Below are 16,093 nucleotides of genomic sequence, written 5' to 3' on the forward strand. Positions count from 1 at the left end.
CGGCAAAGGCGTCCGAGCCCGAGAAGGCCGTGGCTGCGGCCCCGCCGCCCGCGCCCGCGGCCGCTCCGGCCCCGGGCGCGGGCGGCGGGGCCGCAGCCACGGCCTTCTCGGGCTCTGACGCCTTTGCCGGTTCCGGGGCCTTGGGCGCGGGCGCCGCCTTGGGCGAAGCGGCCCCCTCGGTGATCTTGCCCAGCACGGCGCCGGGCTCGACCGTGGCGCCTTCCTCGGCGTTGATTTCCGAGAGCGTGCCGTCGGAGGGCGCGGCGACCTCCAGGCTCACCTTGTCGGTTTCCAGCTCGACCAGGATCTCATCCTTGCGGACCGCATCGCCGGCCTTCTTGGTCCAGCGCGCCACCGTGGCTTCGGTGACGGACTCGCCCAGCGCTGGCGTCATGATGTCGGCCATAGGGAATGCGCTCCTTAGATCTTCAGACAGTCGTTCAGGTTCAGGCCCAAGCCTACTCAGGCAAAGGCTTCGGTGAGGAAGGCTTCGAGTTCTCTCATGTGCCGGGTCATCAGGCCCGCGGCCGTGGACGCCGAGGCCGGGCGGCCGACATAGCGGGCGCGCTTGGCCTTGATGCTCATCCGGTCCAGCGTCAACTCCAGCCAGGGGTCGACAAAGGTCCAGCCGCCCATGTTCTTCGGCTCTTCCTGGCACCAGACCAGCTCGGCATTGGCGAAGCGCTTCAGGACATTCGACAGCGACTTCAGCGGCCAGGGATAGAACTGCTCCAGGCGCAGGATGTAGACGTCGTCGCGGCCGGTCTTGGCCCGCTGCTCGATCAGGTCATAGTAGACCTTCCCGGAGCAGGCGATGACCCGGCTGATCTTGTCGTCCGGCTTCAGCGTAACGCCGCCCACGTCGGCGCCGGCTTCGGCGCCGTCCACCATCACGCGATGGAAGCTGGTGCCCTCGGCCATGTCCGACAGGTTCGAGACCGCCCGCTTGTGCCGCAGCAGCGACTTGGGCGTCATGACGATCAGGGGCTTCCTGAACTCACGGATCATCTGCCGGCGCAGGACGTGGAAGTAGTTGGCCGGCGTGGTCGGATTGACGACCTGCAGATTGTCCTCGGCGCACATCTGCAGGAAGCGCTCGAGGCGCGCCGAGGAGTGCTCCGGACCCTGGCCCTCGTAGCCGTGCGGCAGCAGCATGACGAGGCCGCTCATCCGCAGCCACTTGCGCTCGCCCGACGAGATGAACTGATCGATCACCACCTGGGCGCCGTTGGTGAAGTCGCCGAACTGGGCTTCCCACATATCCAGCGTGTTGGGGTCGGTCAGCGAGAAGCCGTACTCGAAGCCGAGTACCGCCTCTTCCGACAGCGCCGAGTTCAGCGCCTCGAAGTGCGCCTGGCCGGAGCCCAGGTTGCGCAACGGGAAATAGGTCTCTTCGGTCTTCTGGTCGACGATGCCGGAGTGGCGCTGGGTGAAGGTGCCGCGGATGGAGTCCTGGCCCGACAGGCGCACCGGATAGCCCTGGTCCAGCAGGCTGGCAAAGGCCAGCGCCTCGCCCGTCGACCAGTCCAGGCCCTCGCCCTTGTCGATGGCGTCGCGGCGGCCGGCGATCACCCGCTCGACCGTCTTGTGAACGGTGATCCGCTCCGGGATCGAGGTCATCTTGTGGCCGAGGTCGAGCAGCTTCTGCTTCGGCACCCCGGTGACGCCGCTCTCCTCCGAGCCCGGCAGCTTCAGGCCCGACCACTTGCCGTCCAGCCAGTCGGCCTTGTCGGCGTGGAAGGTCTTGCCTGAGTCAAACTCGGAGTCGAGGAACTTGTCGAATTCGGCGATCCAGCCGTCGACCTCGGCTTGCGTCGCCGTGCCCTCGCCCACCAGCCGCGCGGCGTAGAGATCGCGGACCGAGGGATGATCCTTGATCTTGGCGTACATCAGCGGCTGGGTCATCGTCGGGTCGTCGCCCTCGTTGTGACCGAACCGGCGGTAGCAGAACATGTCGACCACCACGTCCTTGCCGAACTGCTGGCGGTATTCGGTGGCGACACGAGCGGCGAAGACCACGGCTTCCGGATCGTCGCCGTTGGCGTGGAAGATCGGCGCCTCGACCATCAGGGCCACGTCCGACGGATAGGGCGAGGAGCGGCTGTTCTTCGGGCTGGTGGTGAAGCCGATCTGATTGTTGACGATGAAATGGACAGTGCCGCCCACGCCGTAGCCGCGCAGGCCCGAGAGCGCGAAGCACTCGGCCACCACGCCCTGACCTGCGAAGGCCGCGTCGCCGTGCATCAGCAGCGGCAGGACGTGGCCGCGGCCGGCGCTGGCGTTGGCGCGAAGCGTGAAGGCCTGCTTGGCGCGCGCCTTGCCGATCACCACCGGATTGACGATTTCAAGGTGCGACGGGTTGGCGGTCAGCGACAGGTGGACGGAGTTGCCGTCGAACTCACGGTCCGACGAGGCGCCCAGATGGTACTTCACGTCGCCCGAGCCCTCGACGTCGGAGGGGAGCGACGAGCCGCCCTGGAACTCGTGGAAGATCACCTGGTAGGGCTTGCCCATCACCGCGGCTAGCACGTTCAGGCGCCCGCGGTGCGGCATGCCGACAATGATGTCCTTCACGCCCAGCGCGCCGCCGCGCTTGATGATCTGTTCCAGCGCCGGGACCAGGCTTTCGCCGCCGTCCAGGCCGAAGCGCTTGGTGCCGGGGAAGCGGCGGTGGAGGAACTTCTCAAAGCCTTCGGTCTCGATCAGCTTCTTCAGGATGGCGATCTTGCCCTCCTTGGTGAAGACGATCTCCTTGTCGCGGCCCTCGATGCGCGCCTGCAGCCAGCCCTTCTCCTTCGGATCGGAGATGTGCATGTACTGCACGCCGACATTGCCGCAGTAAGTCCGCCGCACAATCTCCAGGATCTCGCGGATGGTCGCCGTCTCCAGGCCCAGCACGAAGTCGAGGAAGATCGACCGGTCGTAATCGGCTTCCGAGAAGCCGTAGGTGGCGGGGTCGAGTTCGGAGGCGTCGCCGGGAGTCGTGGCCAAGCCCAGCGGATCGAGGTTGGCCTTGAGGTGGCCGCGCATCCGGTAGGCGCGGATCATCATGATGGCGCGCAGGCTATCGAGGGTCGCGGCGCGCACGGCGTCGGTGGAAGGCGCAGGGCCGGAAGCGGCGGCCGGCGCCGCGCGCTCGGCGATCTTGGCGCCGAGCTTGGCCTCAACCGCCGGCCATAGACCGTCGAGGGCGGAGAGCCAGTCGGGACGCGACGTCGGCGGCGCGGCCTTGGTCCAGGCCGGCTCGGCCGCCCCGCGCTGCACGTCGGCGGCTGAGTCTTGCAGGGAGGCGAAGAAAGCGCGCCAAGAGGACTCGACCGAATTCGGGTCGGCCGACCACTGGGCGTAGAGGTCCTCGACGAAGGCCGCATTGCCGCCGTAGAGGAAGGAGGTCTCCGCCAAGACCTCGTTGATCAGACCCGCATCGTCCGCCATGTCGTCCGCTTTCCCAGAGCCGGGACCGCGGAGCTTCTCGAATGAAGGAGCCGAGCGCGGACCGCTCTAACGTCTAAATTGCCGGCGCTCAGCCGCCTTTGAGCACTTCCAAAAGGGTTTCACCGAGCTTCGCCGGAGACGGGGAGACGCGGATGCCCGCGGCTTCCATCGCGGCGATCTTGTCCTCGGCTCCGCCTTTGCCGCCGGAGATGATCGCGCCCGCGTGACCCATGCGCCGCCCGGGCGGCGCGGTGCGTCCCGCGATGAAGCCGACCATAGGCTTCTTGGTTGGTGAATTCTTGATGAACTCGGCCGCGTCTTCCTCGCCCGAGCCGCCGATCTCGCCGATCATGATGATCGACTCGGTCTCCGGATCCTTCAGGAACAGGTCGAGCATGGCGATGAACTCGGTGCCCTTCACCGGGTCGCCGCCGATGCCTACGGCCGTCGTCTGGCCGAGGCCCACCTGGGTGGTCTGGAACACGGCCTCATAGGTAAGCGTACCCGAGCGCGAAACAACGCCCACCGAGCCCTTCTTGAAGATGTTGCCCGGCATGATGCCTATTTTGCATTCATTCGGGGTCAGGACGCCGGGGCAATTGGGCCCGATCAGCCTGGATTTCGAGCCGTCCAGCGCGCGCCTCACCTTGACCATGTCGGCCACCGGGATGCCCTCGGTGATGCAGATGATCAGCGGGATCTCCGCGTCGATGGCTTCCAGGATCGAGTCCGCGGCGAAAGCCGGAGGGACGTAGATCGCCGAGGCGTCGACCTGCTCGCGGCGCGCGATCTCGGCGACGGTGTTGAACACCGGCAGGCCGATGTGGGTCGCGCCGCCTTTGCCCGGCGTCACCCCGCCTAGCATCTTGGTCCCGTAGGCGATGGCCTGCTCGGAGTGGAAGGTGCCTTGCGCCCCGGTGAAGCCTTGGCAGATCACCCGGGTATCTTTGTTGATCAGGATCGACATCAGGTCCGCTTCAGATCGAGGGAACAGCGAAGGCCAGGAGGTTCAACCCCTTGCTTTCCTGGATGAACGCCATGGTGACGTGGCCGGTCCGCAGCAGCGCCAGGGCCTGGTCGTCATTGGGCTTGGTGAGGACGGTGTGGACGCCATGGGCGTCGGTGAAGGCGTAGCCGGTGCGGTCCGTCGCGCTGAGCCCAGGTTCGGGCGGCACCGCCGCCCAGGCCGCGAGCTGGCTCTTCAGCGCGTCAGCCACAGCGGCCGTCGTCGCCACGGCGCAGAACCGGACGTCGACGTTCGCGGGCCCGATCGGCATGGTCTTATGACCGGCGATCAGAAGTTGGATGCCGGCGGCGTCGGATTTCATCCGGCCATCGGCACCGTCCACCGCCGCGGCCTTGCTGAGCTGTTGCAGCAGCGGCTGAGGGAGAGGCATCCAACCGGCCGCGTCGGCCGCCGCCAGGGTAGCGGGCGCCTCCGCCCCGGTCTTAACGCACAGCGCCTGGTAGGCGTCGAACAGCGGCTCGGCGCGCGCCGCGACGTTCGCCGCAACGCTCAAGATCAATCCGAGCGCCAGCGCCTTCAGCATCACGCAGCCGCGTCCCGCACGGCCTTGACGATCTTCTCGGCGCCGTCCGAGAGGTCGTTGGCGGCAATGACGTTGAGGCCGCTCTCGTTGATGATCTTCTTGCCGAGTTCGGCGTTGGTGCCTTCCAGCCGCACCACCAGCGGGACCTGCAGGCCCACTTGCTTGACCGCGGCGACCACTCCCTGGGCCAGGATATCGCAGCGGGCGATGCCGCCGAAGATATTGACCAGGATGCCCTTCACGTTGGGGTCGGCGATGATGATCTTGAAGGCCGCGGTGACCTTGGCCTCGTCGGCGCCGCCGCCCACGTCCAGGAAGTTCGCCGGCTCCGCGCCATAGAGCTTGATGATGTCCATGGTCGCCATGGCCAGGCCCGCGCCGTTGACCATGCAGCCGATCTCGCCGTCCAGCGCGATGTAGGAGAGGTCGTACTTCGAGGCCTCAATCTCCTTGGGGTCCTCCTCGCTCTCGTCGCGCAACGCCTTGATGTCCGGGTGGCGGAACAGGGCGTTGTCGTCGAAGGAAACCTTGGCGTCGAGGACGCGCAACTGGTCGTCCGCCGTTACGATCAGCGGATTGATCTCCAGCATCGCCATGTCCTTGGCGACGAAGGCTTCGTAGAGCTGCCCGAGCAGCTTACCCGCCTGTTTGGCGAGGTCGCCCTTCAGGTTCAGCGACTCCGACAGCTTCAGGCCATGGAAGCCGCGGACGCCGGTGACCGGGTCGATAGAGAAGGTGAGGATCTTGTCCGGGGTGTTGTGCGCCACCTCCTCGATGCTCATCCCGCCCTCGGTGGAGGCGACGACCGAGACCCGGCTCGTCTCGCGGTCAACCAGCAGGGAGAGGTAGAGCTCGCGGGCGATCGCCGCGCCCTCTTCGATGTAGAGGCGGTTGACCTGCTTGCCTTTGGGGCCGGTCTGCTCGGTGACCAGCACCCGGCCGAGCATCTCCTGCGCCGAGGCCTTCACGTCCTCGATGGATTTCAGCACACGCACGCCGCCCTTGGCGTCGGGACCCAGGCCCTCGAAGCGGCCCTTGCCGCGACCGCCGGCGTGGATCTGCGACTTCACCACGAAGACCGGACCCCCCAGCTTGCTGGCGGCCTCGACGGCTTCGTCGACGGTGAAGGCCGGATAGCCCTTGGGGACCGCCACGCCGTATTCGGCGAGGACAGCCTTGGCTTGGTGTTCGTGGATGTTCATGAGGCTCGCTTAAGCGCGCTTGGCGATTGGGGCCCCGCCGTCTCGGCGAGTGGGCGGCGTTATAGGCGCCGCTCCGAGGGAAGACAACCTAAGGACGGTCGTAAATCCCGGTTCTCTACCCGGCTCCTTCGAAGGCGGCGCTGGCGCGGCGTTCGAGCTTGCCCCAGCCGACGCGGGCTCCGTGGAGGGCCGCGTCGATCGACTTGACCACGACATAGTACATCAGCTGGCGGTAGCCGAAGCGCTGGACCGGCATCCAGATAAGGTCGCCCCACGGCGCGCGGCGCTCCAGCGCCATGCCCAGCGCCCCGGCCGACAGGTCCAGGAAGATGAAGGCCGCCCAGTAGAACAGCGGTCGGACCAGATCGTCCGGCGACCACTCCGTCGAGTGGTTGGTGAAGCCGTAGATCGCCGAGATCAGGCTCCAGATCACCGCCAGGTCGATCAAGGGCGCCACCGCCGTCAGCAAGATCTGGAACAGCCAGATCTGGGGCAGGGCGACGAATCCCAGCACCGGATGCTTCGGGCTGAACAGCGCCGCACGATGCTTGTAGATGCATTGCAGGGTGCCGAACGACCAGCGGAAACGCTGCTTGAGGAGGCCGCTCACCGTCTCCGGCGCCTCGGTGTAGGCGCGCGCTTCCGGATCGAACTCGACGCGCCAGCCGGCCCGCTGGATGGCGATGGTCAGGTCCTGGTCCTCGGCGAGCGTGTCGTCCGGATAGCCGCCCAGCTGCTCCAGCGCCGCGCGCCGCCAGGCGCCGACCGCGCCCGGCACCACCGTCACCGCGCCAAGCGCCGCCAGCGCCCGGCGCTCCAGGTTCTGGGCGGTGACATATTCCAGCGCCTGCCAGCGGGTGATCAGGTTGCGGCGGTTGCCCACCAGGGCGTTGCCGGCCACTGCGCCCACCCTTGGGTCACCGAACCAGCGCGCCAGCTTGGCCAGGGTGTCGGACGGGAACAGGGTGTCGGCGTCCAGCGCCACCACCACGTCGCCGTGGGCCTTGGCGAGGCCACGGTTCAGCGCGCGCGCCTTGCCGCCGTTCTCGAAGCTCATCAGGGTCACGCGCGGCTCGTCGGCGAAGGCTCGGCGGACCACCTCGGCGGTGTGGTCGGAGGAGCCGTCGTCCAGCACCAGGATCTCGATCTTCGACCAGTTGGACGCCAGGATCCGGCGCACCGAGCTTTCGATGACCTTCTCCTCGTTGAAGCAGGGGATCAGAACGCTGATCAGCGGCCCGGTCAGCGGGTCCGGCATCGGCGGCGTGCGCCGGGTGATCGTGAACCGATGGATCAGCGCCAGGGTCCCCAGCAGCAGCAGGCGGCCCACGCCCAGCACGATGGCGGTGATGAACAGGGTCTGCAGCGCGATCTGCATGCCGTGGAAGAAGCCGAAGCCGATCCGGTCGAGCAGCAGTTCGAAGGAGTTGCGGCTGGTGGGCGGCATGGCCTCGGCCGGGGTCATGCCCGCCAGGTCGCCGATGGTCACCAGCTTGTAGCCGTGGGCGCGGAGCGCATCGATCAGGTCCGGGAGCGCCTTCACCGTCCAGCTGCGGTCGCCGCCGCTATCGTGCAGCAGGATCACCTGGCCGGGCCGGTCGGTGCGATCGGCCAGTCGGGTCAGCGCGGTGTCGATGATCCTGGCTGGCGTCGAGGCGTCCGGATGGTCCCAGTCGTCCGGGTCGATCCTGAGGCCGACGGCGAGATAGCCCTGCTGCTGGCCGGTGAGCAGCGGCGCCACCTCGCGCGGCGTCGACGGCTCGGCGTCGCCGAAATAGGGCGGCCGGAACAGCCGCATGGAGCGGCCGGTGATGGTCTCGAACAGCCGCTGTGTGGCCGACAGCTCGACCGCCGCTTGTGCGGCCGAAACCTTGCTGATGTCCGGATGGGTCCAGCTGTGGTTGCCCACGTCATGCCCTTCGCGCACCTCGCGGGCCACCAGGCCCGGCTTGCTGGACATGTTCTTGCCGATCACGAAAAAGGTGGCCGGCGCGTGCTTCTCCTTGAGGATGTCGAGGATTTTCGGCGTCCAGCGCCCGTCCGGCCCGTCGTCGAAGGTGATCGCCACCCAGCCTGGATGGAAGCCGTAGCGCTGGATCACGTAGGACGTCGGCATCACCTCGTAGTTTTCGCCGGAGATCAGGCCGGTGTCGGAGTCGATCTCCAGTGAGCGCCGCCCGGCGGTCGGGATCGACTGCACGTGCAGGACTTCGCCCTGGCCGTCGAAGTCCACGTCGACGCCCGGTTTCAGGTTTTCCAGCCCGTCGGGTTTGCCCTGGCCGTAGTCGTGGCGCATGACCTGCCAGTCGAGCTGGTCTTCGCCGCCCATCCGCCACAGCGCATAGCCCAGCGGCCGGAAGCCGTCGGCGACCCTGATCTGATTGAACAGGGTCGGCGCGTCTAGGAACCAGACGGTGTGCTTGCGGCCGGCGTCGTCCTGGTAGCCAAAGGTGGGATTGAGCGAGTTCTCGTCCATCTCGACCTGGGCCTCGGCGTCATGCGCCGCCTGGGTCGCCTCGTTGAACAGGATCTCGTGGGAGCTGGCCTTGGTCTTCGGGCCGGCCAGGGTCCAGTCGTAGCCGTGGTTCCCAAGGGCGACGATCGTCTTGGCGGGATCCAGCGTCTCCATGCGCTTGGCGATGGTGGATTCGAACCAGTCCTGCGCCGCCACCGGCCCAGGGTCTCCGCCGCCCCAGTGCTGGTCATAGGCCATCAGCACCACCGCATCCGAGGCGTCCTGCAGGGCGCGGACCGGATGGTCGTCGTCGCCGAAGGGCGTCGTCACCCAGACTTCGCGGCCGAGCGGTTTCAGCGCCGCGCGGGCCTCGGCGATGAAGCTGGGATAGAGCTTGAGCGCGGCGGCGGGCACATCCTCGAAGTCGAAGACGTAGCCGGCGTAGCCGCGCTTCTGCGCCTGGGCCACCAGGTTGGCGATCATCGCGGTGCGGGCCTTGGGGTTGGCCAGCAGGGCGCCGGCCAGCGGCCCGTCCCAGGTCCGCGTCGCGCGGTCGAAGTTGACGATGCCCGGCAGGATCGAGGGCGGCTTCTTGGCCGAGGCGATGATCGCGCGGGCCTGCGGATCGGAAACGATCGACAGGCCGCCGTTCGGCTGGGTCAGGAACACCCACTGCGGCGACACCACGTCCACCTGGTCGATGTGGTCGGCGAGCGATTCTCGGCTGCTCTCGTCGTAGGAGACATAGAATGCGATCGAAAGCGGCCGGGCCGGGCCGCCGGTCGCCGCGCCCGCCTTCGGGTGCGGGATCCGGTTCCACTGCTGGCGGCCCTTGAGCTTGTGGGCGGTCTCCGCATGCAGGGCGGTCAGCGCGCCCGGGTCCTTCAGGTTGACGGTCGGCAGGCGCGGCGCGAACGCCAGGGTGGCGAAGAACGCCGCCACGAGCAGCGCCAGGAAAGAGGCGGCCAGACCCCCCACGAAACGCACGCGCCGGGCTCTGCGCCCTGTGGGATCGTGGAAGACGAGATCGGCCATGAAGTGCGCGCGGCGCCTTGGTGAATCGGTGGTTGTTATGCCTCGCCACGGTGGCTGAAGCTAGGCGGCGGCCGCCAGTGGCCCTGCGACCATTTGCGAAACCCCCGACATCCTCTATCTGCCAGACCAGCGCGCGGAGCGACCGGCGAATGGCCTCGAGGCCGAAGATCCTGGGCTGGGGCCCTTACGGCGACTTCAAGGGCTGGCTCCGCGGCCTGGTCATCACCGTCGTCGCCGCAACCTTCCTGGCCTTCGCCGGCGCTTTCACCTCCGCCCGCGTCGGCCTGCCCGTGCGTCTGGCCTATTGGCTGGGCCTGATGCTGGTCGGCTGGCTGTGGGGCGGCTTCATCTCGCGCGCCTTCTTCAACCGCGTCGGCGGGCCGCGGTCGCTCTGGCTGCGGGTGCTCGCCTCCTCTCTGGCGCTCGCCATCCCCTATTCCGTCGTGGTGGGCGTCACCACGCGGCTGGTCCTGCATGCGAGCTTCGACCAACCCCAGGACCTGATCTACCTGGTCGCCTCGGTCGTCGCGGTGACCACCGCCATGGTCACCATCAACGTCTTGGTCGCGCGCCAGACTGACGGGCTCACCCAGGCCTCGTCGGAGCCGCCGAAGTTCCTCGACCGCCTGCCGCTGAAGCTGCGGGGCGCGGAGGTCTGGGCGGTGGAGGCGGAGGACCACTACTTGCGCCTGCACACCTCCAAGGGCCAGCACCTGATCCTCATGCGCCTCAGCGACGCCATCGCCGAGCTGGAGGGCATAGAAGGCGCCCAGGTCCACCGCTCCTGGTGGGTGGCGCGCCAGGCGATCGCGGAGGCCGTGCGCGGCGACGGGCGCGCGACCCTCACCCTCACCGACGGGGCGGAGGTCCCGGTGAGCCGCACCTATGCGCGGCTCCTGCGGCAGCGGGGCTGGATCTAGCGGCCGAGCGCGGCCCGGCGGGCCAGCCACTGCTCGCGGGTCTGACCCCAGGCCTCGACCTTGGTGTCCTCATAGGGCGCGGGCATCTCGACTGGCCCCCACAGCGTCGAGCCGAGGCGTTTGGCGACGGCCTGCGAGGCAACGTTGGCCGGCTCGATGGTGTGGATCGCCTCGCGCCAGCCCAGCACGTCGAAGACATAGTCCATGCAGGCCGCCGCGCCCTCGGTGGCGTAGCCCTTGCCCCAGGTCTCGCGCATCAATCCCCAGCCGACCTCGGTCCCGGGCCAGCCTTCCGGCCGCCAGGGCCCCAGCCGACCCACCCAGCGGCCGCTGGATTTCTCGATCACCGAGAACATGGAGAACCCGCGGACCGACCAGGCGCCGACGACGGAACACAGGCCGCGCCAGGCGACGGAGCGGGGCTGGGCGCCGCCCAGGTGGCGCATCGTCTCCGCGTCGGAGGCGAATTCGACCCATGGCTCGAAATCCTCCGCCGTGGGGGCGCGAAGGATGAGGCGATCGGTCTCAATTATTGGCGCTGGCGCAAACGTCATATTTCAGGCTCAATGTGACTTCGGGAGAGAGTTCGGTGCGGGGGTTGGGACCTTAGCCGTGGGCGCGGCGGTCCGGCCAGCGCCACGTTCGTCGAGGGATCCGCTAGGGGCTGGATCTCTGATGAAGACTGACGACACATCGCAAGACACCTACGCTGATGACGTGGGCGCGCCATCGCCGTCGCGCGAGAGGCGTCACGGCTTCGGGGCGCGACACATGCTGTTCGCCGGCGTGGCGGGAGCCTGCGTCCTGGGCGTGGGCCTCGGCCTATGGGCCCGGCCCGGCCTGGCGGAGCGCCGCGGAGCCGTTCCAGCGGCGCAGCCGGACGCGCCGCCCGCCGATCCGGCGGCGCACAAGCTGCGGATCGTGCTGGACGATCGTCAGGCGCCGCCCGCCACGCCGACCGACGCATTGACCGCGCCCGCCGGCCCGCCCGGTCCCATCGCGACCCCCGTCGCCGCAGCCTTCGCCACACCGCCGCCTTCGCCACAGCCGCAAGTCCCGCCAATCCCTGCGCCGACGCCCGCGGCCGAGACGGCGCCGCTGGTGCGCGTGCGGACGCCGCCGGCGCAGGCGCCCGCCGCCGCGCCGACCGTAGCCAAACCGACGGCCAGCCTGCCGAGACTGACCCCGATGATGGTCGCGGCGCTGGCGGAGATGCGTGGCGTGGAAGCGCGCCTCTCAAAGCCGATCGCGCCCCTGGTCCGTCTGCCGCAAGCCAAACCCGCACAGCTCGCCAAAGCCGAAACGCCGCCGAAGGCCGCTCCCAAGCCCGCCGCGAAGCCGGCGCACGCCGCGCAACTGGCGAAGGCGGCGGCGGACCGCGCTTCGCAGGCGAAGGCCGCGAAGCTCGCGGCGGCCAAGGCCGCTCAAGCCCACCGCGTCGAGCTCGCCCAGGCCGCTGCGGCGGAAAGGGCCCAGAAGGCCGAGATCCAGAAAGCCGAGATCCAGAAAGCTGAGATCCAGAAAGCCGAGATTCAGAAAGCCGAGATCCAGAAGGCGAAGTTCGAAAAGACCAGGGCGGACAGGCTGGAGAAGAAGCGCCTCGCCAAGGCGCAGCAGGCTGAAACCCTCAAGCTCGCCAAGGCCGAAGCCCGCGGCCGCGCCGAGGCCAAGGCGGAGGCTCGCGCCGAAGCCGTCGCCGAGGCCCGCGAGGACGCGCGCAAGCAGATCCGGCTGGCCAGCCTCGCCCGCGTGGTGCGCCAGATGCTGCCGCAACACCCGGCCAAGCCGGCGCCGGTCGAGACCGCCCGCAACGACCGCAGGCACAAGGGCCGCCACGAGGCGGTGGTGGAACAGGCTTCGCTGAAGGCGCGCAGAGCCCCGCAGCACGCCGCGCCCCCGGCGCGCAGCGCGCCGGCGCCGATCATTCCGCCGCCGCACGCCGCCGGATTAATGAAGGTCTCGACGCGCTGCGCCTCACGCGATCCGGGCGAAGCCCTGGTCTGCGCCGATCCCAGCCTGGGCGCCGCCGACCGCCAGCTCGTCCGCGCCTATCAGGGCGCCCGCGCCGCCGGCGTGCCCGACGCACAGCTGCAACGCCAGCAGGAGCGCTGGCTGCAGGCGCGCTCGGCGGCCGCGCGCGAGGCGCCCTGGGCGGTGCACGACGTCTACCTCGCCCGCATCGCCGAGCTGAACAGCCTGGCGCGAGAGGCGCACGGGGACGGGTTCTAGGGCGAAGGCCTCAGGACGGGACGCGGCGTCTCAGCTTGCGCACCTCGCGTGGAATCCATGCATCCCCGGATCAGGCCCCGGGGATGACGAGGAAAGTGAGGGGCGAGCTGAGAAAACGCCGGCCCTAGGCCAGCATTTCCTTCACGGTGTCCCGCTCGCCGACCAGTTCATCGTTGGTGAGCGCGATCTTCGACTTGGCGAAATCGTCCATCTCGTAGCTGTCGATGACCTCGTGGCCGGTGGCCGTGGTGCGCACCGGCATGCCCGCCCATACGCCGTCGGCGAAGCCGTAGCGGCCCTGGCTTTCGACGGCCACAGAGTGGACCTTGCCCACCGTGGTCAGGTCGCGGACGTGGTCGACCAGGGCGTTGGCCGCCGAGGCCGCCGAGGAGACACCGCGCGCCTCGATGATCGCCGCGCCGCGCTTGCCAACCGCCGGCAGGAAATCGGTTTTCAACCAGGCTTCGTCGCCGATCACCGACGCGGCGTCCTTGCCGCCGATCTTGGCGTGGGTGAAGTCGGCGAACATGGTCGGCGAGTGGTTGCCGTAGATGAACAGGTCGCTGACGTCGTCGATCGACACGCCGGCCTTCTGCGCCAGCTGGGCGCGGCCACGATTCTCGTCCAGGCGGACCATGGCGGTGAAGCGGTCCTTCGGCAGGCGCTTGGCCTGGCTGGCGGCGATCATCACATTGGTGTTGCAGGGGTTGCCCACCACCGCCACGCGGCAGTCGTCGGCGGCCACCTTGTCGATGGACTGGCCCTGGGCGATGAAGATCTTGCCGTTGTCCTTCAGCAGGTCGGCGCGCTCCATGCCCGGCCCGCGCGGCTTGGAGCCGACCAGCAGGGCCCAGTTCACGTCCTTGAACGCCACGTCGGCGTCGCCGGTCAGGACCATCGACTGCAGCAGCGGGAAGGCGCAGTCGTCGAGCTCCATGGCCACGCCCTTCAGGGCCTTTTGAGGCCCTTCGACGGGGATCTCGAGCAGCTGCAGGATCAGCGGCTGGTCGGCGCCGAACATCTGGCCCGACGCAATGCGGAACAGGAGCGCGTAGCCGATGTTTCCCGCCGCGCCGGTGACCGCCACGCGGATCGCTTTCTTCGCCATGCTCTTGCTCCTTCAGGTCTGTTGCGGCGGGTCCGTAGCTCACCGGGAAGCGACCCGCAATGCTGCGGCGCCGCGTGGGGTCTAAGGAAACCGGCTTGGCAGGCGCGCGTTGGGCTGGTGAAGCTTGACCATGTTCGAGATTGACCCCGCCTTCACCGCCACATCCCAGGGCCTCGGCGACCTGGCGCTGAGCCACGTCCGCCTGCAGGGCGACGCGCGCTTCCCCTGGATCGTGCTGATCCCGCGGATCGAGGGCGCGCGGGAACTGGAAGACCTGGCGGCCGGCGAACGGGACGTGCTGATGGATGAGATCCTGCAGGCTGGCGCCGCGGTGCGCGCCATCGGCGAGGCCCTCGGCCGGCCCGCGTCGAAGCTCAACGTCGGCCAGCTCGGTAACGTCACACCCCAGCTGCATGTGCACGTGATCGCCCGGCGCAGCGACGACGCGGCCTGGCCCGCGCCCGTCTGGGGCTTCGGCCCGGCGGAAGCCTATGCGCCCAAGGCCTGGGAAGCCGCCCAGGCGGCGGCCCGGGTCGCGCTGGGGCTCTAGATGTAGCCGAGGGCCCTGGTCATTCCCGGTCTATGGCGCTGTCCGGCGCAGGGTCACGGTGACGATCTGGTCGCCGCGCGCCAGCTTTCCGGACCAGGTCCCATCGGGGCCTTCGCGCAAGCTCACTGTGGAGGCAGGCTCGGGGTATTCGGTGAAGCGCAGGGTCAGCTGGGCGCCCTGATGCTGGATCTCGTCGACCAGGCCCGAGGCGTTCAAGGAACCGGTTCGCCGCACATTGCGCCACACCGCCTCCAGCCGGTCGCGGCGGTCGACGATCTGCAGGACGTAAAAGTCGCCGCGCGGCTCGGCGAGGGTCCAGCCGCCGTCCAGCGGGCCCTGGAAGCTCTCGGCCGAGGCGAAGGAGGCGCGGATGCGAGCGTCATACGCCAGGTCGCGGATCGCCGGCGGGCCGTCTGGGGTCCTGCCGAGTTCGTCGATCTGCACCGGGGCGTCCAGCTGCGGGCGCGGCGCGGGAACGTAGGTCTTGGGTTGCGGTCCGACGGGCAGGACGCTCGGCTCCGGCTCAGGCGCCGTTTTCGGCTGGCCGGCGACGTCGGGCTCGTCCTCGTCGCGCGGCGGCGGGGCGTTGGGGTTCAGGAGCGCGCCGATTGGGTCGCGCACATGCACGGGCGGGGTGGCGGCCGGCTGGGCCCGCACGGCGGGCGCGACCAGCGCCAACATCGTCAGGGACAGCAAACCGATCCGCATCGATCCTTCAGTCCTCGTGCGCGGCGATGGCCAGAGCCACCGCGATCAGCCGGCGCGCCTGCGTCAGGTGCAGACGCTCCACCATACGCCCCTCGACCTTAAGAACACCCTTGCCTGCGTTTTCCGGCGAATCGAAGGCCGCCACGACCGTGCGAGCCCAGGCCACGGCGTCAGCCTCCGGCGAGAAGACCCGGTTGGCGATCTCCAGATGGGTCGGATGGATCAGGCTCTTGCCGTCGAATCCGAGATCCGACCCTTGCGCGCACTCCCGCTCGAGGCCCTCCAGGTCGGGAATGTCGTTGTAGACCCCATCCAGGATGGTGATCTCGTGTGCGCGGGCGGCCATCACCGAAAGCGACAGGGCCGCCAGCAGGGGCGCACGATCGACGCCAAGCCGGCAGCGCATCTCCTTCACCAGGTCGTTGGTTCCGATCACCCAGGCCTCGACGCCCGCGCCGGCGCTGGCGGCGCCGAGGTCGCCGAGCGCGAACACCGCCTGGCAGGTCTCGATCATCGCCCAGAGCGGGACAGCGGAGGGCCCCAGCGCGGCGCGATAGCTGCCGAGGTCAGCCGGCGAGGCGACTTTCGGGACCAGCACGGCGTCGGGCCGTGCGTCGCCCGCCGCGGCCAGGTCGTCGGCGCCCCAGGGCGTGTCGAGACCGTTGGCGCGGATCACCAGCTCACGGGTCTCGAAGCCCCCCAGCTTCACCGCCTCGCAGGCGAGCACCCGGGCGGCGACCTTGGCCTCGGGCGCCACGGAATCCTCGAGGTCGAGAATCACGACGTCGCAGGGGAGCGTGCGGGCCTTTTCGATGGCGCGCGCGTTTGAGCCCGGCAGGTAGAGGGCGCTGCGTCGGGGTCGGGCTTGGGCGGACGTCGCCATTTGCGCTCCTTCGCGCAT

General features: G+C 68.9%; 13 protein-coding genes. 3 read left to right on the plus strand and 10 right to left on the minus strand.

The window, feature by feature from the left end:
* The 6 genes from E8A12_RS21990 to E8A12_RS22015 form a co-directional block, all read right to left on the minus strand.
* Positions 1 to 406, minus strand: a 406-nt coding sequence (locus tag E8A12_RS21990; protein ID WP_293372894.1) for a biotin/lipoyl-containing protein, incomplete at its 3' end; no start/stop codon positions are given.
* Positions 407 to 462: 56 nt separating this feature from the next.
* Complete coding sequence (locus E8A12_RS21995) at positions 463 to 3,435, minus strand: 2-oxoglutarate dehydrogenase E1 component (protein WP_293372896.1); 2,973 nt, start codon at positions 3,433 to 3,435, stop codon at positions 463 to 465.
* An 88-nt stretch (positions 3,436 to 3,523) separates the two neighbouring features.
* Positions 3,524 to 4,402 carry a succinate--CoA ligase subunit alpha gene (gene sucD, locus E8A12_RS22000; RefSeq protein WP_293372898.1) on the minus strand — a complete coding sequence of 293 codons (879 nt, stop codon included), beginning with the start codon at positions 4,400 to 4,402 and terminating at the stop codon, positions 3,524 to 3,526.
* Positions 4,403 to 4,412: 10 nt separating this feature from the next.
* Entirely contained in the window at positions 4,413 to 4,988 is a 576-nt protein-coding gene (locus tag E8A12_RS22005) for a hypothetical protein (RefSeq protein ID WP_293372900.1), read from the minus strand.
* Positions 4,985 to 6,187, minus strand: a complete 1,203-nt coding sequence (gene sucC, locus E8A12_RS22010) for an ADP-forming succinate--CoA ligase subunit beta (RefSeq protein ID WP_293372902.1) — start codon at positions 6,185 to 6,187, stop codon at positions 4,985 to 4,987. Before sucC ends, E8A12_RS22005 begins: the two co-directional genes overlap by 4 nt.
* A gap of 115 nt (positions 6,188 to 6,302) precedes the next feature.
* Positions 6,303 to 9,677: a glycosyltransferase gene (locus tag E8A12_RS22015; RefSeq protein WP_293372904.1), complete on the minus strand. Its 3,375-nt coding sequence runs from the start codon at positions 9,675 to 9,677 to the stop codon at positions 6,303 to 6,305.
* A 149-nt stretch (positions 9,678 to 9,826) separates the two neighbouring features.
* On the opposite strand from E8A12_RS22015, the gene E8A12_RS22020 reads away from it, so the two are divergent.
* Positions 9,827 to 10,597 carry a LytTR family DNA-binding domain-containing protein gene (locus E8A12_RS22020; protein WP_293372906.1) on the plus strand — a complete coding sequence of 257 codons (771 nt, stop codon included), beginning with the start codon at positions 9,827 to 9,829 and terminating at the stop codon, positions 10,595 to 10,597.
* Here E8A12_RS22020 and E8A12_RS22025 read toward each other — a convergent pair.
* Positions 10,594 to 11,151 (minus strand): GNAT family N-acetyltransferase, encoded by a 558-nt coding sequence (locus E8A12_RS22025; RefSeq protein ID WP_293372908.1) that lies wholly within the window; start codon positions 11,149 to 11,151, stop codon positions 10,594 to 10,596. The genes E8A12_RS22020 and E8A12_RS22025 overlap by 4 nt on opposite strands.
* A 121-nt stretch (positions 11,152 to 11,272) precedes the next feature.
* Between E8A12_RS22025 and E8A12_RS22030 the strand changes: the two genes are divergently transcribed.
* Positions 11,273 to 12,826 carry a hypothetical protein gene (locus E8A12_RS22030; RefSeq protein WP_293372910.1) on the plus strand — a complete coding sequence of 518 codons (1,554 nt, stop codon included), beginning with the start codon at positions 11,273 to 11,275 and terminating at the stop codon, positions 12,824 to 12,826.
* A 124-nt stretch (positions 12,827 to 12,950) separates the two neighbouring features.
* On the opposite strand, the gene E8A12_RS22035 is transcribed toward E8A12_RS22030, so the two are convergent.
* Positions 12,951 to 13,934, minus strand: a complete 984-nt coding sequence (locus tag E8A12_RS22035; RefSeq protein ID WP_293372912.1) for a malate dehydrogenase — start codon at positions 13,932 to 13,934, stop codon at positions 12,951 to 12,953.
* Between the two features lie 124 nt (positions 13,935 to 14,058).
* Between E8A12_RS22035 and E8A12_RS22040 the strand changes: the two genes are divergently transcribed.
* Positions 14,059 to 14,484, plus strand: a complete 426-nt coding sequence (locus tag E8A12_RS22040) for an HIT domain-containing protein (RefSeq protein ID WP_293372914.1) — start codon at positions 14,059 to 14,061, stop codon at positions 14,482 to 14,484.
* A 30-nt stretch (positions 14,485 to 14,514) separates the two neighbouring features.
* Here the strand turns inward: E8A12_RS22040 and E8A12_RS22045 are convergent, their stop codons facing one another.
* Both E8A12_RS22045 and E8A12_RS22050 read right to left on the minus strand, forming a co-directional pair.
* Entirely contained in the window at positions 14,515 to 15,192 is a 678-nt protein-coding gene (locus tag E8A12_RS22045; RefSeq protein WP_293372916.1) for a hypothetical protein, read from the minus strand.
* A gap of 7 nt (positions 15,193 to 15,199) precedes the next feature.
* Complete coding sequence (locus tag E8A12_RS22050; RefSeq protein ID WP_293372918.1) at positions 15,200 to 16,075, minus strand: CoA ester lyase; 876 nt, start codon at positions 16,073 to 16,075, stop codon at positions 15,200 to 15,202.
* Between the last annotated feature and the right edge of the window lie 18 nt (positions 16,076 to 16,093).

It is taken from the genome of Phenylobacterium sp. (genome assembly GCF_004799395.1).
Classification (GTDB): Bacteria; Pseudomonadota; Alphaproteobacteria; order Caulobacterales; family Caulobacteraceae; genus Phenylobacterium.

Excerpts from the sequence above, each read along its gene's own strand:
- E8A12_RS21995 (WP_293372896.1), bottom strand. The coding sequence starts at position 3,435 with ATGGCGGACGATGCGGGTCTGATCAACGAGGTCTTGGCGGAGACCTCC.
- sucD (WP_293372898.1), bottom strand. The coding sequence starts at position 4,402 with ATGTCGATCCTGATCAACAAAGATACCCGGGTGATCTGCCAAGGCTTC.
- sucC (WP_293372902.1), bottom strand. The coding sequence starts at position 6,187 with ATGAACATCCACGAACACCAAGCCAAGGCTGTCCTCGCCGAATACGGC.
- E8A12_RS22015 (WP_293372904.1), bottom strand. The coding sequence starts at position 9,677 with ATGGCCGATCTCGTCTTCCACGATCCCACAGGGCGCAGAGCCCGGCGC.
- E8A12_RS22020 (WP_293372906.1), top strand. The coding sequence starts at position 9,827 with ATGGCCTCGAGGCCGAAGATCCTGGGCTGGGGCCCTTACGGCGACTTC.
- E8A12_RS22025 (WP_293372908.1), bottom strand. The coding sequence starts at position 11,151 with ATGACGTTTGCGCCAGCGCCAATAATTGAGACCGATCGCCTCATCCTT.
- E8A12_RS22030 (WP_293372910.1), top strand. The coding sequence starts at position 11,273 with ATGAAGACTGACGACACATCGCAAGACACCTACGCTGATGACGTGGGC.
- E8A12_RS22035 (WP_293372912.1), bottom strand. The coding sequence starts at position 13,934 with ATGGCGAAGAAAGCGATCCGCGTGGCGGTCACCGGCGCGGCGGGAAAC.
- E8A12_RS22045 (WP_293372916.1), bottom strand. The coding sequence starts at position 15,192 with ATGCGGATCGGTTTGCTGTCCCTGACGATGTTGGCGCTGGTCGCGCCC.
- E8A12_RS22050 (WP_293372918.1), bottom strand. The coding sequence starts at position 16,075 with ATGGCGACGTCCGCCCAAGCCCGACCCCGACGCAGCGCCCTCTACCTG.